Origin of the sequence: Arcicella rigui, from assembly GCF_034929435.1 — a bacterium.
Lineage (GTDB): Bacteria > Bacteroidota > Bacteroidia > Cytophagales > Spirosomataceae > Arcicella > Arcicella rigui.
In genome coordinates, this window is sequence record NZ_JAYFUM010000001.1 from 296,904 (window position 1) to 318,938 (window position 22,035).

Annotated in this window: 14 protein-coding genes; 11 read left to right on the forward strand and 3 right to left on the reverse strand. The window is 37.4% G+C overall.

Annotated features, from left to right (window positions below; all coding sequences use genetic code 11):
* Positions 1–27 precede the first annotated feature (27 nt).
* The 3 genes from VB248_RS01445 (at position 28) to VB248_RS01455 (ending at position 6,576) form a co-directional block, all read left to right on the forward strand.
* A complete protein-coding gene (locus VB248_RS01445; protein WP_323294943.1) occupies positions 28–3,168 on the forward strand; it encodes an efflux RND transporter permease subunit in 3,141 nt (1,046 codons plus the stop codon).
* A gap of 45 nt (positions 3,169–3,213) precedes the next feature.
* Positions 3,214–4,659 carry a TolC family protein gene (locus VB248_RS01450; RefSeq protein ID WP_323294944.1) on the forward strand — a complete coding sequence of 482 codons (1,446 nt, stop codon included), beginning with the start codon at positions 3,214–3,216 and terminating at the stop codon, positions 4,657–4,659.
* Between the two features lie 321 nt (positions 4,660–4,980).
* Positions 4,981–6,576 (forward strand): M28 family peptidase, encoded by a 1,596-nt coding sequence (locus VB248_RS01455; protein WP_323294945.1) that lies wholly within the window; start codon positions 4,981–4,983, stop codon positions 6,574–6,576.
* 63 nt (positions 6,577–6,639) lie between these two features.
* On the opposite strand, the gene purN is transcribed toward VB248_RS01455, so the two are convergent.
* A complete protein-coding gene (purN, locus tag VB248_RS01460) occupies positions 6,640–7,206 on the reverse strand; it encodes a phosphoribosylglycinamide formyltransferase (protein ID WP_323294946.1) in 567 nt (188 codons plus the stop codon).
* A gap of 186 nt (positions 7,207–7,392) precedes the next feature.
* On the opposite strand from purN, the gene VB248_RS01465 reads away from it, so the two are divergent.
* Positions 7,393–8,307, forward strand: a complete 915-nt coding sequence (locus VB248_RS01465) for an SDR family oxidoreductase (RefSeq protein ID WP_323294947.1) — start codon at positions 7,393–7,395, stop codon at positions 8,305–8,307.
* A gap of 54 nt (positions 8,308–8,361) precedes the next feature.
* On the opposite strand, the gene VB248_RS01470 is transcribed toward VB248_RS01465, so the two are convergent.
* The gene (locus VB248_RS01470; RefSeq protein ID WP_323294948.1) at positions 8,362–11,031 is read right to left on the reverse strand and encodes an MGH1-like glycoside hydrolase domain-containing protein; all 2,670 of its coding nucleotides are present in this window, start codon (positions 11,029–11,031) and stop codon (positions 8,362–8,364) included.
* A 498-nt stretch (positions 11,032–11,529) separates the two neighbouring features.
* Here VB248_RS01470 and VB248_RS01475 point away from each other — a divergent pair, with 498 nt between their 5' ends.
* The 7 genes from VB248_RS01475 to rny all read left to right on the forward strand — a co-directional run bounded on the left by VB248_RS01475 (position 11,530) and on the right by rny (position 21,074).
* Complete coding sequence (locus VB248_RS01475) at positions 11,530–13,656, forward strand: bifunctional aldolase/short-chain dehydrogenase (RefSeq protein ID WP_323294949.1); 2,127 nt, start codon at positions 11,530–11,532, stop codon at positions 13,654–13,656.
* 127 nt (positions 13,657–13,783) lie between these two features.
* On the forward strand, positions 13,784–15,058 hold the full coding sequence (locus VB248_RS01480) for a TIM barrel protein (RefSeq protein WP_323294950.1): 1,275 nt from the start codon (positions 13,784–13,786) through the stop codon (positions 15,056–15,058).
* A gap of 6 nt (positions 15,059–15,064) precedes the next feature.
* A complete protein-coding gene (locus tag VB248_RS01485) occupies positions 15,065–16,447 on the forward strand; it encodes an FGGY-family carbohydrate kinase (protein ID WP_323294951.1) in 1,383 nt (460 codons plus the stop codon).
* 455 nt (positions 16,448–16,902) lie between these two features.
* On the forward strand, positions 16,903–18,420 hold the full coding sequence (locus VB248_RS01490) for a lipopolysaccharide biosynthesis protein (RefSeq protein ID WP_323294952.1): 1,518 nt from the start codon (positions 16,903–16,905) through the stop codon (positions 18,418–18,420).
* A gap of 167 nt (positions 18,421–18,587) precedes the next feature.
* Positions 18,588–18,908 carry a hypothetical protein gene (locus VB248_RS01495; RefSeq protein WP_323294953.1) on the forward strand — a complete coding sequence of 107 codons (321 nt, stop codon included), beginning with the start codon at positions 18,588–18,590 and terminating at the stop codon, positions 18,906–18,908.
* A gap of 76 nt (positions 18,909–18,984) precedes the next feature.
* Positions 18,985–19,275 (forward strand): cell division protein ZapA, encoded by a 291-nt coding sequence (locus tag VB248_RS01500; protein WP_323294954.1) that lies wholly within the window; start codon positions 18,985–18,987, stop codon positions 19,273–19,275.
* Between the two features lie 221 nt (positions 19,276–19,496).
* Positions 19,497–21,074 carry a ribonuclease Y gene (rny, locus tag VB248_RS01505; protein WP_323294955.1) on the forward strand — a complete coding sequence of 526 codons (1,578 nt, stop codon included), beginning with the start codon at positions 19,497–19,499 and terminating at the stop codon, positions 21,072–21,074.
* Between the two features lie 55 nt (positions 21,075–21,129).
* On the opposite strand, the gene VB248_RS01510 is transcribed toward rny, so the two are convergent.
* The gene (locus tag VB248_RS01510; protein WP_323294956.1) at positions 21,130–22,032 is read right to left on the reverse strand and encodes a hydroxypyruvate isomerase family protein; all 903 of its coding nucleotides are present in this window, start codon (positions 22,030–22,032) and stop codon (positions 21,130–21,132) included.
* Between the last annotated feature and the right edge of the window lie 3 nt (positions 22,033–22,035).

Genomic DNA, 22,035 nt, shown 5'->3' on the forward strand with positions numbered 1-22,035 from the left:
TTTAAAGATTTTAAAAAAATAAGCAATATGTTTTCAAAATTCATCAATAGACCCGTGTTGTCGATTGTGATTTCGTTGATTATCGTCTTTTTAGGCGTATTGGCGGTAACACAATTACCCGTGACACAATTCCCTGATATTGTTCCTCCAGCCGTTACCGTAACTACAAAATATACAGGTGCAAACGCCGAAGTATGTGCCAAAGCCGTAGTAACACCCTTAGAACGTGCCATCAACGGAGTATCAGGCATGACTTATATGACCTCGGTTTCGGGAAATGACGGAACGAGTATCATCCAAATCTATTTTCAAGTAGGCACAGACCCCGACATTGCGGCAGTAAACGTGCAAAACAGGGTTTCGACTGTATTAGATGAATTACCCGAAGAGGTAATCAAAGCAGGGGTTTCAACCGAAAAAGAGGTAAACAGTATGTTGATGTACTTAAACATCATGACGAACGATACCACTGCGGATGAAAAATTCCTTTACAACTTTACCGACATCAACATTTTAGCAGAATTAAAAAGGATTGATGGGGTAGGTTTTGCGGATATTATGGGGCAACGAGAGTACTCTATGCGTGTGTGGTTGAAACCCGATAGAATGATTGCCTATAATGTTTCGGCAGATGATGTAGTAAAAGCCTTAAAAAGCCAAAACGTAGAAGCCGCTCCCGGAAAAATTGGTGAAAGTTCGGGTAGAAAAGCTCAGTCTTTGCAGTACGTACTCAGATATACAGGGAAATTTACACAGATTTCTCAGTATGAAAATATCATCATTAAGGCAAATGCTACGGGTGAAATACTTCGTTTGAAAGAGATTGCTGACATTGAATTTGGGTCTTTAGATTACGACGTACTTTCTAAAGAAAACGGACGACCTTCGGCGGCAATTATTATGAAACAAAGACCGGGTTCAAACGCAAGTACGGTTATCAGCAATGTGAAAAAAAGAATGGCTGAACTAAAAGCTACTTCGTTCCCGCCCGGCATGGATTATACCATTAGTTACGACGTATCAAGATTCTTGGATGCTTCAATTCACGAAGTAATCAAAACCTTGATTGAAGCCTTTATTTTGGTGGCTTTAGTAGTGTTTCTTTTCTTGCAAGATTTCCGCTCTACGCTTATTCCTGCCATTGCCGTACCAGTTTCTTTGGTAGGTACTTTCTTTTTTATGCAGGTTTTTGGTTTCTCCATCAATATCCTTACACTTTTTGCCTTGGTATTGGCGATTGGTATTGTGGTAGATGATGCCATCGTAGTAGTGGAAGCCGTACACGCCAAAATGGAAGCCGAACATTTAGGACCCAAAGAGGCGACTATTGCCTCAATCAATGAAATCAGCGGTGCTATTTTGGCAATTACTTTGGTAATGACTTCCGTATTTATTCCAGTAGCCTTTTTGTCGGGGCCAGTTGGGGTTTTTTATCGGCAGTTTTCAATTACGATGGCAATCGCCATTGTCATTTCCGCCGTCAATGCCCTTACACTTACGCCTGCTTTATGTGCAATTATTCTAAAAGATAATCATGGGAAAGCAAAAAATAAGAATTTATTAGACCGCTTTTTCGACCAATTTAACCAAAAGTATGATGCTGTTTCTGAAAGATATAGAAAAGTACTTCGGGTAATTGTGAATAGAAAAGTAGTAACCTTTTCGATGTTGATTTTCTTTATTGTGGCTACTTATGGTGTGAATATTTTCTTGCCATCGGGTTTTATTCCGACGGAAGACCAAGGAACAGTGTATGCCAACGTAACTACGCCAACGGGTTCTACTATTGAAAGAACCGAAGCCGTAATGGACGAAATCCAGAAAGCTGCCAATGCAACAGATGCCGTAGAGTCTATTTCTACTTTGGCAGGTTTTAGTCTTCTTACAGACGGTTCGGGTGCTTCTTTCGGTATGGGTATGATTAACCTAAAACCATGGGAACACCGTAAAGAATCGGTTGATGAAGTAGTGGATATTCTGACAGAAAAAACCAAGAAAATCAAAGATGCCAGTATTCAGTTTTTCCCACCGCCAGCAGTTCCCGGTTATGGAAATGCCAGTGGTTTTGAACTAAGAGTACAAGACAAATCAGGAAGCGGAGATTTACAGAAACTCCAAAAAGTAACCAAGGATTTTGTGAATGAACTCAATAAACGTCCTGAAATTGCCAATGCCTTCACCAGTTTTGATGCCAACTTTCCACAGTATTTAATCAATGTGGATAACGACAAGGCTGCTCAAAAAGGCGTTACGATTGACAATGCGATGGATAACCTCCAGTCATTAATCGGTAGTTATTACGCCACTAACTTTATTCGTTTTGGACAAATGTATAAAGTAATGGTGCAGGCTTTACCTAAGTACAGAGCCCAGCCTGATGATATTCTAAGAATGTACGTAAAAAATGACCAAGGTGAAATGGTACCTTACTCGGCATTTATCAAAGTAGAACGTGTTTATGGCCCTGAACAACTCACACGCTACAATATGTACACTTCGGCAATGGTGAATGGCGAGCCAGCCGAAGGTTATAGTAGTGGAAAAGCCATTGAAGCCATCAAAGAAGTAGCGGCTACCAAATTACCTAAAGGCTATACTTACGACTGGTCGGGGATGACAAGAGATGAAATTTTATCGGGAAATCAAGCGATTTATATTTTTATCATCTGTCTTACATTCGTTTATCTTTTATTATCAGCACAATACGAAAGCTTCATTTTGCCAATTCCTGTAATCTTGTCTTTACCAACAGGTATTTTCGGAGCATTCTTCTTACTCTGGACATTAGGTTTACAAAACAACATTTATGCACAAGTTGCCTTAGTCATGTTGATTGGGCTTTTAGGGAAAAATGCGATTTTGATTGTAGAGTTTGCCATTATGAAACAAAAAGAAGGTATTACGCCATTTGAAGCCGCCATTGAAGGTGCAGTTTCCAGACTTCGTCCGATTTTGATGACTTCCTTTGCCTTTATTGCAGGACTTATTCCTTTGATGATTGCCACTGGAGCAGGAGCAATCGGAAACAGAACCATCGGTACAGCCGCCGCAGGAGGAATGCTCTTCGGGACGGTCTTTGGCGTTGTATTGATTCCCGGCTTATACTTTGTTTTTGCTTCTTTAGCACAGAAAAAAGAGAAAAAGGCTTCGGTGTCGCCTGTACATTGATAGACTTTCGTCGAAGTGTTTTTCTTAAAAAATATTTAAAATAATATGATGCTTAAAACAAAACATCAAATACTTGCTTTAGGAATGTTGATTTTTGGACTGTTTACTCACTGTAAACCGCTACAAAATTTTCAGCAACCTTCCTTGAAAGCTTTGCCAGAGAGTTTTCAGAGTAAAAAAGATTCCACCAACGATGCCGTCGTGAATTGGAAGAGCTATTTTACAGATGAAACATTAATCGGACTGATTGATACGGCACTGACCAACAATATAGATTTGTTGATGACTTTACAGAGAATTGAGATGGCTCAGAACCAACTCAATTATGCCAAAATATTAGGCAAACCTATGGTAACGGCTGGTACTTCGTTAGGAGTACAAAAATTTGGAAAATATACAATGGATGGCGTTGGTAACTACGACACCAATTTTTCAAATAATATTAATTCAGACCAAAAAATGCCTGAGAATCTTCCTGATATTTATTTAGGGCTTCAAAGTTCTTGGGAAGTAGATATTTGGGGAAAATTAAGAAGTAAAAAAGAAGCGGCGTTGGCTCGTTACTTGGCAAGTGTGGAAGGTAAAAATTGGTTGATTACGAATTTGATTTCAGAAATTTCGGCTAATTATTACAGCCTTTTGGCAATGGATAACGAATTGGACATTATCAAAGAAACCAGAAATCTACAATTGAATGAATTACAAATCATTCAAGCCCAAAAAGAAGCAGGTTATGCCAACGAACTGGCTGTGAAGCAATTTGAATCTCGTATTTTGAATACAAGAAGTTTAGAAGTAGAGATTTTGCAAAACATCATCGAAGGCGAAAACCGATTGAATTTCTTGTTGGGAAGGTATCCACAGCCCATCCAGCGAAATAAATTACAGTTTACCAAAGCTTTGCCAGCCCAAATTCATGTAGGGATTCCTGCTCAATTACTGAGAAATCGCCCTGATGTGAAACAAGCAGAGTATGAATTAAGAGCAGCCAGAGCAGACGTGTATTCGGCAAAAATGGCTTTTAATCCTTCTTTAAATATTGGTGCTGGTGTTGGTTTTCAAACGTTCAATCCTGCTTTTGTTTTCTCGCCACAGTCGATTGCCTACAATGTTTTGGGCGGACTTACCGCTCCAGTTATCAACAGAACGGCATTGAAAACAGAGTTTGCTACGGCAAATGCTATACAAATTGAGGCTTTGTATAATTATCAAAAAACGATAATGAATGCCTACTCCGAAGTATATAACCAAATGGCAAATATCAAAAACCTTGAACAAATTCAGGATTTGAAAAGCAAAGAGGTGGTGGTTTTAACGGAATCTATTAGTACTTCGGTTGATTTGTTCAAAACAGGTCGTGCTACTTATTTAGAAGTATTACTGACGCAAGCCAACGCATTGCAGGCTCGTATTGAATTGATAAATGTAAAAAAACGCCAGTACAATGCCGTTGTGAATATCTATAAAGCATTAGGCGGAGGTTGGCGATAAGTACAAAGTATTTTGAAGAGTAAAAACCAGAAAAGTCTTTTTTGAGAATATTGAAATTAAAGAAATACTTTAATTCATGTTTTCAAAAAAGACTTTTTCACTTTTCAATATTTGATAAGTATTAATAAAAGACTGATTTTTTTCTGAGATTTTACCTTATAATAGGTAGTCGAGCAGAATTGTCATAGCGTTGAAAATGTTTTAATTATTTGAAAATCAGTGTTTTAAATTCGTAACTCACAATTCACAATTCAGCATTCATACGTAAGTTTCCAAATAATTTACTTAAATTCGTGACATCAATAAATTAAATCAACCTTTATGAAAAAACAAACCATTGCCCTCAGTATGTTGCTTTTGGGAAGTACAGCTTTGCAAGTAAATGCTCAGAAAAATCCTGACAAATTTGCCAAAAGTATCACTGCCGAAGACCTAAAAAAACACCTAACATTTATAGCTTCTGATAGCTTGAAAGGAAGAGACACTGGTTCGCCCGAGCAAAAAGTGGCGGCTCTTTATATTTCAAAACAATTTGATAAATACGGTTTAAAAGGCCCAGTAGGTACTGAAAAATCACATCTTCAACCAGTAGATTTAGTAAAACGTGGTTGGGGCGATTTTTATCTGAAAAACAGAGGCAAAGAGTATAAGTATTTGACAGATTTTATCTCGAATGCGATTGCTCCAATGCTGAAAGAAGAGAAATTTGAAACAGTATTTGCAGGCTACGGCATCGAAGAAAATAGCTTGAATGACTATGCCAATATCGACGCAACGGGTAAAGTAGTAATTGCTTTTGAAGGCGAACCTCGTTCAGCCGATGGAAATTATGTGATTTCGGGTTCTTCTGAAATGACAAAATGGAGTAAAGGCGAAGCTTGGAAAGAAAAAATGGCTTTAGCAAAAGCAAAAGGAGCAAAAGCTTTGATTTTAATTTCAAAGCAAAGCGTTGATGAGTTTAGCAAAATCATCAAGCAACGCCAAACAATGATTAAGCGTTTTGGTAACGCTCGTATCGGTTTTGGCGACCAAAGCGACCCACAAGGTTCTGATTTTGCTGTGTTGACGGTTGGCCCACAAATGGCGGCTGAACTTTTAGATACTAACCTTGAAAGTTTGGATGCTTTGAAGCGTGAAGCCATTAGCAAGAGCGTTGCTGGACAATTACCCAAACAAAGTATTGCTTTGAAAATCGAAAGAACGGTTGATAAAATTGATACTTATAACGTGTTGGGCTATTTGGAAGGAACAGACAAAAAAGACGAATTGGTAATTATTACTTCGCATTACGACCACGTTGGCGTAAATGACGGTAAAATTTATAATGGTGCAGACGACGACGGTTCGGGAACAGTTTCGGTATTAGAAGTTGCTCAAGCCTTTGGCGAAGCCGCTAAATCGGGCAATAAACCTCGTAGAAGTATTTTATTCATGACCGTAACTGGCGAAGAAAAAGGACTTTTGGGTTCTGAATATTATTCAAAACACCCAGTTTTCCCACTGGCGAATACGGTTTGCGATTTGAATATCGACATGGTGGGAAGAACTGACAAAGACCACGAAGGCAAAGGCGATTATATTTATGTAATCGGTTCGGATAAATTATCGTCTGAATTGCACGCAGCTTTGTTAGACCAAAACGAAAAACATACGGCAATGGATTTGGATTTTAAATACAATGACCCCAACGACCCTAACCGTTTTTATTATCGTTCAGACCATTACAATTTTGCCAAAAACAATATTCCAGTAGCATTTTTCTTCAATGGCGTTCACGACGACTATCATCAGCCGACAGATGATATTGAAAAAATTGAATTTGAAAAAATGGAAAAAAGAGCAAGATTGGTTTTCTATTTAGCTTGGGATATTGCTAATCGTGATAAAAGATTGGTGGTAGATTCTAATAAAAAGTAATCAACTGTTATTGTTAAAAAAGGCATCTGGTTTGAGTATTCTCAAATCAGATGCCTTTTTATTTTATCCCAAAATCACTTTTTCAATTACTTCTGGGAAATGTTTATGTTCTAATACTTGTCCTTTTTTAGCGACATCTTCGGGCGTATCGCTTGGTAAAACTGGGTACGAAGCTTGAAAAATGATAGCACCTTCGTCATAATTTTCGTTCACATAATGAATCGTGATACCCGATTCAGTTTCCTTATTGGCAACCACGGTTTCGTGTACAAAATGCCCGTACATTCCTTTTCCGCCAAATTTTGGCAAAAGAGCAGGGTGAATATTGATAATTTTATTCGGAAAAGCCTCAACCATATTTTGTGGTACAAGCCATAAAAAACCTGCTAAAATCACCCAATCAATCTGATTTTCTTGGAGAATTTTTACTACTTCGCCCGACTTAAAAGCTTGGCGATTGAACATCACCAAAGGAATATTGAGGCGTTCGGCTCTTTGGATAACACCTGCTTCGGGGTTATTACAAAGAAATAATTTTACGTTAATCTCTTCTGAACCAGAAAAGTATTCAACGATGCGTTCGGCATTTGAACCAGAACCAGAAGCGAAAATGGCAATATTTTTAGACAAAGCTCTTCTTAATTTATAAAATTGACCAACAAATTTAAGGATAGATTTAAAACTTTCTTGTTTTCGGCGACTGGAATCATCGAAGATTTATGACAGCCTGCTATTTTCTTCGATTGTATGCAAAGAAAGCTTAAATTGCAAGCAGAACAAATACTTCTGTATTGGAACAAATTTACTTAGAAAAATATGTCGAAAAAGAAAATACTTATCACTGGCTCAAATGGATTGTTAGGTCAAAAATTAGTTTATTTATTGGCAAATCACAGCGATATAACATTGATAGCGACGGCTCGTGGCAAAAACCGTTTGCCTTTTACTGAAGGCTACGAATATCAAGAAATGGACATTACCAATCCTGAACAAGTATCAGAAGTAATCGAAAAAGTAAAACCAAACGCTATCATTCACACCGCCGCCATGACCAACGTTGACCAATGTGAATTTGAAAAAGATTTATGCTGGGCAATGAACGTAAAAGCAGTAGAGTATTTGACAGAAGCCTGCGAAAAACAGGATATTTACTTTTGTCATCTTTCAACAGACTTTGTTTTCGACGGTGCGGCTGGGCCATATTCAGAAGAAGCACAACCGAGTCCAGTAAGTTATTATGGTTGGACAAAGTACGCAGCCGAAGAAGTAGTGAAGCGTTCAAAATGCCGTTGGAGTATTGCCAGAACCGTGTTGGTTTATGGCATCGTTTCAGACATGAGCCGAAGTAATATTATTTTGTGGGTAAAAAAATCATTGGAAGAAGGCAAAAATATCAAAGTAGTAACCGACCAATTTCGCACACCAACTTTGGCAGAAGATTTAGCCAAAGGTTGTTGGCTAATGACCGAAAAAGAAGCCGAAGGTATTTTTCATATTTCGGGAAAAGACTTTTTAACGCCTTATGAAATGGCAATAAAAACAGCCGATTTTTTCCATTTAGATAAATCATTAATCAGCGAAGCCAATTCAAGTAATTTCACCCAGCCCGCCAAACGTCCGCCAAGAACAGGTTTTATTTTAGATAAAGCCATTTCGGTTTTAGGTTACAATCCAGTAAGTTTTGAAGAAGGTATCGCTGTTGTAGCTGAACAGACTAAGGGGATTTTGTAAATTAAAAACCACCCCAAAACCTGATTTTGGGGTGGTTTTTAATTTACATTTATTCTAAAAATTATCTTTCAAAACACCTTTCTGAGCACGAGAAACTGTTAAGATTAGCTCAGCTACCAAGCCCGTCCAGCCTGTTTGGTGGGCAGCTCCAAGACCTTTACCAGTATCACCGTGGAAATACTCGTTGAAAAGAATTAAATCTTTAAAGTAAGGGTCGCTTTGCATTTTTTCGTAATTCTCATACATAGGTCGTCTGCCATCTTTGTCTTCTGTAAACAAGTTTATCAAACGTTGAGAAATACTCAAAGCGGCATCTTTGATACTTACCATGTTGCCTGAATTAGTTGGGTATTCCACTTCATAGTCGTTGCCGTAATATGACTGGAATTTCAACAAAGAGTCAATCAACAAGAAGTTCATCGGAAACCAAATTGGCCCACGCCAGTTAGAGTTACCACCAAACATACTTCCCGTAGATTCTGCTGGGGTATAATCAACACGAAGTACATCGTTGTTTACTCTAAACTGATACGGATGCTCTAAATGATATTTTGAAAGCGAACGAATACCAAAATCAGAAAGGAATTCAGTTTCATCAAACATTCGTTTCATAATCATTTTCATACGGTGTCCTCTCAAGATGGCTAATAATCTGTTTTCACCTTTTCCAGATTCGTACCAACGTGAAATTAAGCTTGCCAAGTCGGGGCGGTTTGCCAAAACCCATTCTACTCTACGTCTGAAATCAGGAAGCTTTTCAAGCATTTCTGGGGTAAGTACTTCCACTGCAAAAAGCGGAATTAAACCAACCATCGACCTGATTTTCAATAACATACTATTGTTATTTGGCAAGTGAAGCATATCGTAATAGAATTGGTCTTCTTCATCCCAAAGGCTGATTTCGTCACCACCCAACGATTGCATCGCTCCTGCAATATGCAAGAAGTGTTCAAAGAATTTTGAAGCCATATCTTGATAAACAGGACGCTCAATGGCAATTTCAACGGCAATTCTAAGCATATTCAAGCTATACATTGCCATCCAGCCAGTACCATCGGCTTGTTCCAAACGACCACCCGTAGGTAAAGTAGCCGAGCGGTCGAATACCCCGATGTTATCCATTCCTAAGAATCCACCACCAAAGATATTGTTACCTCCTTCATCTTTTAGGTTTACCCACCAAGTAAAGTTGAGTAATAATTTATGGAAAATTCTCTCCAAAAAGGCGATGTCGCCTTTACCATTCATTTCTTTGTCAATCTCATACACTTTCCAAGTTGCCCAAGCGTGTACGGGTGGATTCACATCCGAGAACGACCATTCGTAAGCAGGAATTTGCCCATTCGGGTGCATATAATACTCACGAAGTACAACGGCTAATTGACGTTTCGCAAAATCCGGGTCCACTCTGGCAAGTGGCAAAGTATGGAAAGCTAAGTCCCAAGCGGCAAACCAAGGATACTCCCATTTATCAGGCATCGATAAAATGTTGGCAGCGTACATGTGTCGCCAACCCGAATTTCGTCCATACTTTCTATAATCAGAAGGCTTAGGCATGGCTGGGTCGCCTTTAATCCATTCGTTAATGTTGTAGTAATACCATTGTTTTGTCCACAACATTCCGGCATAGGCCTGACGCTGAATTTTCAATAATTCTGGGTCAGAAACATCTTGCTGAACTTCTTCATAAAACTGATTTCCTTCACGGATACGTTTATCCAAAGTATCTTCAAAACCACCGAAAGGTTCAAGAATCGAATGGTCAACCAAACGAAGACGAACCGTTACGCTATCGCCAGCCTTAACTGTTTTTGTATAACGAGCCGAAGCTTTTGTACCAATATTATTGGGATTTACAGCATTGCTTTTGCCACTAACGATATAGTCGTTGATACCGTCTTTGCAGTACGGAGAAGCGTTGCCTACACGATAAAGTCTTTCAAAATTGGTTTCGTTTTCACAGAAAAGTAATTCTTGGGCATTTTCACAATACAATTTATAATGACCAATATTTTTGTTGTCGATGTCGATTGCTTTTTTAGCAACGCCCGTCATAATGGGTTTATAATTGTATTTTTCATAACCCCAACTCCAAGTATTTCTAAACCAAATAGTTGGTAAAATGGTAATTGGTGCTGCCTTTTTACTTCTGTTATGAGCCGTGATTTTAATCAAAATATCCTGCTCGTCACCTTTGGCATATTCGATGAAAATATCGAAGTACTCATTATTATCAAAAATACCCGTATCGAGGATTTCATATTCTGGTTCTAAACGACTTCTTTTTCTACTTTCGGAAACGATTTGCTCATAAGGGAAAGAATTTATCGGATACTTATAGAGCATCTTCATGTAAGAATGCGTAGGAGTGGAGTCGAGGTAATAATATAATTCTTTTACGTCTTCTCCGTGATTTGATTCACTCCCCGTTAATCCAAAAAGTCTTTCTTTTAATATATGGTCGTTATGATTCCAAAAAGCTAAAGCAAAACAAATATGTGATTTATTATCTGAAATTCCCCCAATACCTTCTTCTCCCCAGCGATATGCAACAGAACGAGCCATATCATGTGTCACAGAATTCCAAGCATCTTGATTTGCCGAATAATCTTCACGAACAGTTCCCCATTGACGTTCAGAAAGATAAGGTCCCCACTTTTTCCAACCTTTGTTGTCTTTGCGGGTGTTCAATCGAAGTTTCTCCGCACTTATACTTTTACTCATAATTTTTTATATAAATGGTTATTTATGATTTATAAGAACTTGTTTTTAGCGATAAATTTATGGTTTTTCACTAAAAAATACAAAAGTTTGCAACAATTTGCAAACAAATTTCTCATAACAATGCTACTTTGCAATAGATTCTCCAAAATTAAAAAAAAGCACCAAACCAACCTTATAAAGCTCTTGCTAAATACTTTCAAATCCATTGATTAGAGTAATTATACTTAAATCATGATACTTTTTTCATTTATTTTTTTGAAATTTTCTTAAAATATTCACAATTGATTGTCTCTCAGAGATTAACAAAGAAAAAGAAGTCTAAATTTTTGAGCCAAAACTACTTCATTCATAAGCTTTTGGGCTTGTGAATGCCCTCTTATTTTAGAATAAAAAAATGATTATTCTTCCTTTTTTATTCCGCATGATAGTACAGGACGGTTTAGGCTATCGCACATTTTAGTTTTGCTAAACATTAATTATTATATTTTTTATAAAAAAATGGCAACCAAGACATTCAAACACGTCAGCTATCTTTGGGACGAAGCCAAAGCTGCCGAATTAGCAGGCGACGAAGTAGCTTTATTTATTTATCGCTCAAACCTTTTAGGAGCAGACCTCCGTTTAACCAACTATGGTGGTGGAAACACTTCTGTGAAAATTCAGGACAAAGACCCATTAACAGGAAAACAAACTGATGTAATGTGGATTAAAGGTTCGGGAGGTGACATCGGTACTTTGAAAAAATCTGGTTGTGCAGCATTATATGTTGACAGACTTCGTGCTTTAGAAAATGTGTATCGTGGCATTGAATTTGAAGACGAAATGGTAGAATTATTCAACCACTGTATCTTCGATTTGGCTTCTAAAGCTCCTTCTATTGATACTCCTCTTCATGGATTTTTACCTTTCGCTCATATCGACCACTTGCACCCCGACGCAGCGATTGCCATCGCAGCAGCAAAAGACGGCAAGCAAATTACAGAAGAATTATTCAACGGAGAAATCGGTTGGGTAGGCTGGCAACGTCCGGGCTTCGACTTGGGTCTTCAATTGCGTGAATGTTTAGAAGAAGCAGCTTCTCGTGGTATCAAATTAAAAGGTATCATGTTGGGTTCTCATGGTTTGTTTACTTGGGGCGATACTTCTTTCGATTCTTATATTAATACTTTAGAGGTAATCGAAAAATGTGCTGAATACTTAGAAGCAAATTATGGTAAAAAAGCACCAGTTTTCGGTGGACAAAAAATTGAAAGTCTTCCAGAAGCTGACCGTAAAAAACAAGCGGCTTCAATCGCTCCAATCTTACGTGGTTTCTGCTCTTCATATCGTAATATGATTGGACATTTTACCGATGATGCTCGTGTATTGGAATTTACTAATTCAAACGACTTAGCAAAATTAGCTCCACTTGGTACTTCTTGTCCAGACCATTTCTTGCGTACAAAAATCTCTCCTTTGGTACTTGAATTAGAACCCAACGAAGATTTAACAGACGTTTCGGCTATCAAAGCAAAATTAGAACCTGCTTTTGAAGCTTACCGTGCGATGTACACCGAGTACTACAATACTTGCAAAAGAGACAATTCGCCAGCCATGCGTGACCCTAACCCTGTGGTAATTCTTTATCCGGGCGTAGGAATGTTTACTTTCTCAAAAGATAAAACAACAGCACGTTTGGCATCTGAATATTATATCAACGCCGTAAACGTAATGAAAGGTGCTGAAGCAGTTTCAGAATATACTTCATTGCCACGTCAGGAAGCATTTGATATTGAATATTGGTTGTTGGAAGAAGCAAAATTACAACGTATGCCAAAGCCAAAAGCACTTTCTGGTAGAATCACCTTAATCACTGGTTCGGCTGGTGGTATTGGTAAGGCAATTGCTAAGAAATTTGCAGAAGAAGGTGCTTGCGTAGTAATCAACGACATCAACCAAGAACGTTTAGACGGTGCAAAAGCTGAATTTATCGGAAAATTCGGAAAAGACGCTGTTTCTTCTACTTTATTGAATGTGACAGACGCTACTTCAATCGCTTTAGCTTTTGACGAAGCAGCCTTGGCTTTCGGTGGTGTTGACATCGTAGTAAACAATGCGGGTATCAGTATTTCAAAATCTATTGCCGAACATTCTATCGAAGAGTGGGATAGATTATATGATATTTTAGTAAAAGGTCAATTCTTGGTTTCACAAGTAGGAGTGGCAATGATGCGTAAACAAAATTTAGGTGGCGACATCGTGAATATTGTTTCTAAAAATGCCGTAGTAGCCGGCCCGAACAATCCGGGATATGGTTCTGCGAAAGCGGCCCAAGCACATTTAACTCGTTTGATGGCGGCAGAATTAGGCGGCGACAAAATCAGAGTAAACACCGTAAATCCAGATGCAGTAATTTCAGATTCAAATATCTGGGCAGGCGGATGGGCTGAAGGTCGTGCGAAAGCTTACGGAATCACGGTCGAAGAATTACCAGCTTATTACGCAAAACGTACTTTATTGAACGAAATCATTCTTCCAGACGATATTGCTAATGCTTGTTTTGCTTTTGTAGGTGGTTTATTAAATAAATCAACTGGAAATGCCTTGAACGTAGATGGCGGTGTAGCAATGGGCTTTTATAGATAATTTATGATGTTTGATGTATGAAGTATGATTTAGTACAAAAATATCATACTTCATATATCAGACATCATATATTCATTCATAAACTATCGTACATCAATAAAATCTTTTTAATACTTTTTCCTCTCCAATGCAACTCGAAAAATATAAAATCCAATCACATAACGAAGATGTACTTGCGGGGCATCAGCGTAAATTAGCATTTACTCTTTCCGAAGTAGAAAATGCTGAAAGTATCATTCAAAAATTAGTTGATTTCCAAATCGCAATTCCTTCTTGGGCTTTAGGTACAGGCGGAACTCGTTTCGGTCGTTTTTCTGGCGGCGGAGAGCCAAGAAGTTTGGAAGAAAAAATTGAAGATGTAGGTTTACTTCATTCATTAAACCAAGCAAGTGGTGCTATTTCATTACATATTCCTTGGGATATTCCTCAGAATCCACAAGCCATTAAAGTATTAGCGGCACAGCACGGTTTGAAATTCGATGCCGTAAACTCGAATACTTTCCAAGACCAACCCAACCAAGCCCATTCGTATAAATTTGGTTCACTTCAAAATGTAAATAAAGCCATTCGTAAACAAGCGATTGAGCATAACATTGAAGTAATCAAACAAGGAATTGAATTAGGTTCTGAATCGCTAACAGTTTGGTTATCGGATGGTTCTTGTTTTCCGGGTCAATTAAATTTCCGTAAAGCTTACCAAAATACCTTGGAAAGTTTGGAGGAAATCTACGCAGCTTTACCTGATAACTGGAAATTGTTCTTAGAATATAAATGTGCTGAACCTAATTTCTATTCAACTACGGTGGGAGATTGGGGACAGTCGTATTCTTACGTAAAAAAATTAGGTGACAAAGCCTTTACTTTGGTTGATTTAGGTCACCATTTACCAAATGCCAATATCGAGCAAATCGTTTCATTGTTATTAATGGAAGGTAAATTGGGTGGTTTCCACTTCAATGATTCTAAATATGGCGATGACGATTTAACGGCTGGTGCATTAAAACCTTACCAATTATTCTTAATCTTCAACGAATTGGTAGAAGGTATGGATGCCAGAGGAATGAATCACGCCACAGATTTAGGTTGGATGATTGATGCTTCGCACAACGTAAAAGACCCATTAGAAGATTTGTTACAATCGGTTGAAGCCATTATGACGGCTTACGCTCAGGCATTGTCTGTGGATAAAAAAGCTTTAGAAATTGCTCAAGAAGAAAACGACGTAGTACGTTGTCAGGAAATTTTGCAAAATGCTTTCCGTACTGATGTTCGTGCTTTGGTAGCCGAAGCTCGCCTTCGTGCAGGTGGTGCATTGAATCCGATTGCCTTGTACCGCAACTTGAAAGTTAGAGAAAATTTGATTCAAGAAAGAGGCTTAAAAGCCGTTTCTACTGGGCTTTAATATTGTATGGCAAACCAAACTTCTGTTATTGCTATTTTTGATATTGGCAAAACCAATAAAAAACTGTTTCTCTTTGACGAACGGTATAAAATTGTTTTAGAAAAATCGACCCAATTCGACGAAACCCAAGACGAAGACGGTGATAACTGTGAAGATTTAGACCTCCTTAACGCTTGGGTAACCAAGACTTTTGAGGAGGTGCTAAACCTTCCTGAATTTGCGATTAAAGCATTAAACTTTTCTACTTACGGAGCAAGTTTCGTTCATCTTGATTCATCTGGAAAAGCCATTGCTCCGCTTTATAATTACCTGAAAGCGTATCCCGAAGATTTGAAAAAACGCTTTTATGATACTTATGATGGCGAACAGAAATTCTCTCAAATTTCGGCTTCTCCCGTATTAGGAAGTTTAAATTCAGGAATGGTTTTGTATCGTTTGAAATACGAAAAACCTGAATTGTATGCTAAAATCAAGTATTCGCTTCACTTGCCACAGTATTTGAATTTCTTGTTTACAGGAAATTTTTATTCAGATATTACAAGTATTGGTTGTCACACAAATCTTTGGGATTTTACCAAAAATACTTACCACCGATGGGTGAAAGAAGAAGGAGTGGACGAAAAATTAGCTCCGATTTTTCCATCTAATCAAGTACAAACTAAAAACATTGACGAGCGTTCTTTACAAGTAGGAGTGGGCTTGCATGATAGTTCAGCAGCTTTGATTCCTTACTTGGCGAGTTTTTCAGAACCTTTTATTTTACTTTCAACGGGTACTTGGTGTATAAGCTTGAATCCTTTCAATCACATTCCACTCAGTGCCGAAGAATTGCAGTACGATTGTTTATCGTACATGCACTACGAAGGTAAGCCCGTAAAAGCGTCAAGATTGTTTGCTGGCTACGAACACGAACAACAAACCAAACGTTTGGCTTCGCATTTCAAGGTAGCAAACGATTATTTCAAAACAGTAAAATGCGATGACGAACTTTTGCACAGATTAAGAGAAAGCCAATTGCATGGCGAAGACGACCATCTGCGAGAAGCCAAACGTCCGCCTTTGCAAGAATCACTTTTTGGAAGTAGAGATTTAACGGTTTTTAGTAATTACGAAGAAGCCTATCATCAATTAATTATCGACATCGTTTCGCAACAATTAATTGCTACTGAATTGGTTTTGAATAATTCGCCCGTTAAAAAACTATTTGTGGACGGAGGTTTCGGGAAGAATGAAATTTTTATGAAGTTATTAGCCGCCGCTTTCCCGACTTTAGAAGTATATGCTGCTTCTGTGGCTCAGGCTACTTCTTTGGGTGCAGCCTTGGCAATTCATAAACATTGGAACAGCCAGCCTTTAGTAGAAAACTTAATAGAATTAAGATCTTTTTAAGCAGTGATTAGTATTTTAAATTGTTACTTATCAAATATTTACAATAAGAAAAACATTGCTTGAATTTTATTGATTACTCAATAGCATTACCAATAATACGCAATCATAATATTAATAATTTTTTGGATTTATTTATTTCCTAAACGGACATTGTTTTTCAGTGTCCGTTTTTATTTCTTAGGAGCATAAAAATAAAAAAAGTGATTAAACGAAATGAGGGGGCGTTTAATCACTTTGCTCTGCTAAACTCCAATTCAATCACTGAATTGATTTCTATGCGACAAAATTAGTATAAATACTCAATATATTAATAAGTATATATACTTATTTTGTTGAAAACTTTTTAAGATTGATTTTTCGGGTAGATTGTATAAACTCATAAGTACTTGTAAATTGCAAAGCCATTGAGCCAAGATAATAGCCGAACGATTATCTACTGCTCTAATCTATTGAATATGAGTATCTTAAAAAAATTAGCCAGTGAAACTGCTTCGTATGGAGTAAGTACAATTTTAGGAAGGTCGCTAAACTTTCTTTTGGTAATCGTACATACGGCTGCTTTTTTGCCGAAAGAACTGAACGTCAACGTAAAGCTCTATGCCTACATTGCCATTGCCAATATTATATATACTTATGGCATGGAAACGGCATTTTTCAGATTTGCCGCCGAAGACAAAGCCAAGTATTATAACATCATCCAAACTGCCATTACCGTCAGTAGTTGTGTATTTTCAGGAATACTGACTCTCTTTTCTTCACCGATTATTTCGGCATTGGGCTATCCCGGAAAAGAAATGTTCTTGATTTGGATTGCACTCATCGTAGCAACAGACGCCATTACGGCTATTCCCTTCGCTCGGTTGAGATTAGAGAAAAAAACCAAGCAGTTTGTCAAAGCTAAAATCTTTAATATTCTTGTGAATGTAGCTTTGAACGTGATTTTCTTGTTGGGTTTCAAAAAAATTGCAGAGGGCGACTATTTTCTTTTTTTACAACCTTTAGCTCAAAAATTGTACGTACCAAGTATCGGGGCAGGTTATATCTTTTTGGCAAATCTTTTGGCAAACTTTTCACTTTTCTATTTCCTAAAAGCAGAGTTTAAAGACTTTAAATTCCAGTTCGACAAAGACGCTTTTCGTAATCTATGGATTTACGCTTATCCCGTAATGATTATGACTTTGGCAAGTACTTTCAATTTGATGTTTGATAGAATCCTTTTAGAAAAACTTTTGCCCGAAGGTTTCTATCCCAATCTTACTTCACAAGAAGCACTCGGAATTTACGGTAATGTGTATAAGTTGTCTATATTTATGTCATTGGCAACACAGGCATTTCGCTATGCAGCAGAGCCTTTTTTCTTGTCGAAAGTAGATGATAAAAACTCTCCAGAAACTTTAGCTGATGTTACGAAATGGTTTTTAATTACTTGTATTTTTATCTGGCTTGGCGTTTGTCTAAACCTCGATTTACTGAAAGTACTCTTCTTGCGTAAGCAAATCTATTGGGAAGGCATGAGTGTAGTGCCGATTCTACTTTTGGCGAATCTGTTCTTAGGAGTTTATTATAATATTTCAGTTTGGTTCAAACTAAATAAAAAGACCTACTTCGGTACAAGAATTACACTGATTGGACTTGCAATAACAATATTGTTCAATATCATCCTCATTCCCAGAATGGGTTATATGGGTTGTGCAGTAGCCTTTTTAATTTCTTGTTTTTCAATGACAGCCATCTGTTATTACTACGGTCAGAAGTATTATCCTGTGCCTTATAAAATACTTTCTGCGTTTGGCTATATTGTATCAGCAGGCGTATTGATTTTCTGTACCTTAAAAATAAATATTGATAATCTGTGGGTATCAGTGCCTTATCACTTACTCTTATTAATATTATACACCGCAGGTGTTGTTTTGGTTGAGCGTAAAACGATTATCCCCTTGAAAGTCAGAGATAAATATGCTTTTTTAAAATAAATAATATAAATTTTTCGATGAAATTATAGAACTTTGTATTAAGTAGAATTAGAGTGTTTTTGTTTTTTGGAGGCATAAAGCCAAAATTGATTTTAGTAATTAGATTTTTCAAGGTATATACTCTTTTCATAGGCAATTAATAATTAAACGTTTAAATGATGACTGATGTGCAAATTCGAACCCAATTCGAGGCCTTAGAAATTAAACTAAGGAACGTTGTGTTGGGTTACAAAGAATTGAAGCTGAAGTTGGAACAAAGCCAAAAAGAGAATGAATTGTTGAAGAAAAACCTTGCGGATTCGCAAAGAGAAAATCAAGAATTACAGAAAAAATTAAACCAAAGATTAAAAAACTTTAAAAAATCAGATAAAATCACTAAGATTGCAGTAAACAATCTAAATAATACAGGCAATCCTGCCGAATTGAAAGAAAAACTTGACGAATATATCTTAGAAATAGAAAAGTGTATTAGCCAACTTAGTAAATAATAAAGTTTAAAAATCAATAGTTTCTCGGTTTAATAGTCTATTTTAACTAAAAACTTTTAATTCCAAAACTTATATAATGGCCGAAAAAGTCCCTTGTAATATAGTCGTTGCACACGAACCCTTCAGCTTAACTGTTGGAAAGGAAGAAGAAGAATTCGTTCGCAAGGCTGCTAAGTTGATTAATGAGAAAATGGATTCATATCGAGAAACCAAAAAGGTTCACTCTCACCAACGCCTCTTAGCTTTAGTGGCTTTGGATTTTGTGATGAGTAACTTAAAATTTGATGCCAAACATAATGATCTTCAGATGTCGGTGACGGGGAAAATTGCTGAGTTGGACAAATTACTGAGTTCTGTGATTGAATGAGTTGATATATTTATTTCTTCATTAAATTTGTTTTAAACGTTATTTGCCACAGAAGCCAAAGGAACATATAGCCTTTTGTTTTTGAGACTTACACCAGACGTTTATTTTTCTTTTCATATTCAATAGGCATTTGTCTGTTTTAGTTCTTTTTTTCCACATAATAGTTATTCGTAGGATATTTCTTGAGCTACGGAAACCATTAACTAAAACGATATAAATAAATGCTAACTCCCATCATTGCCGCAGTTGCTTCGCTGATAGCGGGAATATTTGTCGGTAAAATTGCCTTTGCAAAAAATACGCAGAGAATAGAAGATGAAGCTAATTCCAAAGCTGCCGATATTGTAAAAAATGCTGAAATTCAAGCAGAGAATATCAAAAAAGATAGAATCTTAGAAGCTAAAGAAAAGTTTTTGAAATTACGTTCTGAATTCGAAGAGGATTCAAATAAGAAAAAACAAATTTTGGTTCAAAACGAACAAAAATTGAAAGAACGTGAGCGTATTATTCAGATTTCGATGGAGCAAAACAAGAAATTGGAAGCTGAGTTGAATTCACAAAGACAATCAATTACTTCAAAAGAAGAAAATCTAAGAAAGAAAAGCGAAGACGTTGAGAAAAAGCGTATCCAAGCAGAAGAAATGTTGGCTTCGCAAGTTTCGCAATTAGAAAAAATCGCAAGCCTTACTGCCGACGAAGCTCGCCAGCAATTGATTGATGCCCTTCGTGCCGAAGCTGAAACAAAAGCTTCTTCTATCATTAAAAATACAATTGAAGAAGCAAAATTAACAGCTACCAAAGAAGCGAAGAAAGTAGTAATTGAAACCATTCAAAGAACTGCCGCTGAAAATGCAATTGAAAACTGTGTGTCGGTTTTCAACATAGAATCGGATGATGTAAAAGGTAAAATCATTGGTCGTGAAGGACGTAACATTCGTGCTTTAGAAGCAGCTACGGGTGTTGAATTTATCGTTGATGATACGCCAGAAGCGATTATTATTTCTGGTTTCGATCCTGTTCGTCGTGAAATTGCTCGTTTGTCATTACACCGTTTAGTACAAGATGGTCGTATTCACCCAGCACGTATCGAAGAAGTAGTAGCCAAAACGAAGAAAAATATTGATGAAGAAATCATCGAAATTGGCGAGCGTACTGTGATTGATTTAGGAATTCATGGTTTACACCCTGAGCTTATCAAAATGGTTGGTAGAATGCGTTTCCGTTCATCTTATGGACAGAACCTTTTACAGCACTCAAGAGAAGTATCGAAACTTTGTGCTACGATGGCGGCTGAATTGGGCTTAAATGCGAAGTTGGCAAAACGTGCAGGTTTATTACACGATATTGGTAAAGTATGGCACGAAGAAGCCGAATTACCACACGCAATTTTGGGTATGCAATTGGCGGAGAAGTACAAAGAAAATGCAGAAGTATGTAATGCCATTGGAGCTCACCACGATGAAATTGAGATGACTTCAATGATTTCACCAATCATCCAAGTTTGTGATGCTATCTCTGGTTCTCGTCCGGGAGCAAGACGTGAGATGATGGAATCTTATATGCGTCGTTTGAAAGAATTAGAAGAATTGGCTGTAAGCTTTAGCGGTGTTCAGAAATGTTACGCTATTCAAGCTGGTCGTGAATTAAGAGTTTTGGTAGATTCAGAAAATGTTTCTGATGAAAAAGCAAGTATGCTTTCTTATGATATTTCGCAGAAAATTGAGAAAGAAATGCAGTATCCGGGGCAAATTAAAGTAACGGTAATTCGTGAAATGAGAGCCGTGAATTATGCCAAATAGTCTTAATGTAATAATAAAAAGGGCTGTCTTAGTTTTTAAGACAGCCCTTTCTTTTTTATACATCGCAAATTAAAACACCTTGTTTTAATGAAGCAATTTTGTCGGTTTTTGCAGGAATAAATTCTTGTCCGATAAAGCCTTTATAACCTGTATCAACGATAGCTTTCATAATGGCAGGGTAATTTAACTCCTGTGTATCGTCAATTTCATGTCTGCCCGGAACGCCTCCTGTGTGGTAATGTGAAATGTATTGACTGTACTTTTTAATCGTAGCAATTACGTCGCCTTCCATGATTTGCATGTGATAAATATCATAAAGTAATTTGAATTTATCAGAACCCACCATTTCGCACAAAGCAGCACCCCAATCGGTATGGTCGCACTGATAATCTCTGTGGTTTACTTTTGAATTCAACAATTCCATCGTGATGGTTACGTCGTATTTTTCAGCGGTTTTCATAATTCTCTGTAAACCTTTTTTACAGTTAATTAATCCGTCCTCATCGCTCAAACCATTTCTGTTTCCAGAGAAAGTAATCAAGTTTTTGATACCAGCTTTGGCAGCTTTAGGAATCAAATCTTCATACAAAGTCACTAAAGCATCGTGGTTTTTTACATTGTTGAAACAACTTGTAAGACCCATGCCATTTCCCCAGTTGTTTGCTTCTGGCCAACCGATAGCGGCTGTTAAACCATATTTTTTTAGGATTTCCCATTCAGAAGGGCCAGTCAATTCAAGACTTTGCATACCTATCTCTTTGGCAGATTTACACAAATCTTCAAAAGGGATAGAGTCGTAACACCAACGACAAGCAGAGTGATTTACTCTACCTTTTAAGGCAGCACCCATCTGAGTGTCTGCCGCTTCAATGCGATTACTGAGCGAAGAAGTTAGCATGGTTGCAGTTACCGCACCGACTCCTTGTAGAGCCGCTCGGCGTGAAAAAGTTTTTTCCATAGT

What these genes read in the sequence shown, in the direction of transcription:
- VB248_RS01485 (WP_323294951.1), top strand. Translation starts at nt 15,065, where the DNA reads ATGGCAAACCAAACTTCTGTTATTGCTATTTTTGATATTGGCAAAACC.
- VB248_RS01470 (WP_323294948.1), bottom strand. Translation starts at nt 11,031, where the DNA reads ATGAGTAAAAGTATAAGTGCGGAGAAACTTCGATTGAACACCCGCAAA.
- VB248_RS01465 (WP_323294947.1), top strand. Translation starts at nt 7,393, where the DNA reads ATGTCGAAAAAGAAAATACTTATCACTGGCTCAAATGGATTGTTAGGT.
- VB248_RS01455 (WP_323294945.1), top strand. Translation starts at nt 4,981, where the DNA reads ATGAAAAAACAAACCATTGCCCTCAGTATGTTGCTTTTGGGAAGTACA.
- VB248_RS01510 (WP_323294956.1), bottom strand. Translation starts at nt 22,032, where the DNA reads ATGGAAAAAACTTTTTCACGCCGAGCGGCTCTACAAGGAGTCGGTGCG.
- VB248_RS01500 (WP_323294954.1), top strand. Translation starts at nt 18,985, where the DNA reads ATGGCCGAAAAAGTCCCTTGTAATATAGTCGTTGCACACGAACCCTTC.
- VB248_RS01480 (WP_323294950.1), top strand. Translation starts at nt 13,784, where the DNA reads ATGCAACTCGAAAAATATAAAATCCAATCACATAACGAAGATGTACTT.
- VB248_RS01490 (WP_323294952.1), top strand. Translation starts at nt 16,903, where the DNA reads ATGAGTATCTTAAAAAAATTAGCCAGTGAAACTGCTTCGTATGGAGTA.
- VB248_RS01475 (WP_323294949.1), top strand. Translation starts at nt 11,530, where the DNA reads ATGGCAACCAAGACATTCAAACACGTCAGCTATCTTTGGGACGAAGCC.
- VB248_RS01450 (WP_323294944.1), top strand. Translation starts at nt 3,214, where the DNA reads ATGATGCTTAAAACAAAACATCAAATACTTGCTTTAGGAATGTTGATT.
- VB248_RS01445 (WP_323294943.1), top strand. Translation starts at nt 28, where the DNA reads ATGTTTTCAAAATTCATCAATAGACCCGTGTTGTCGATTGTGATTTCG.
- rny (WP_323294955.1), top strand. Translation starts at nt 19,497, where the DNA reads ATGCTAACTCCCATCATTGCCGCAGTTGCTTCGCTGATAGCGGGAATA.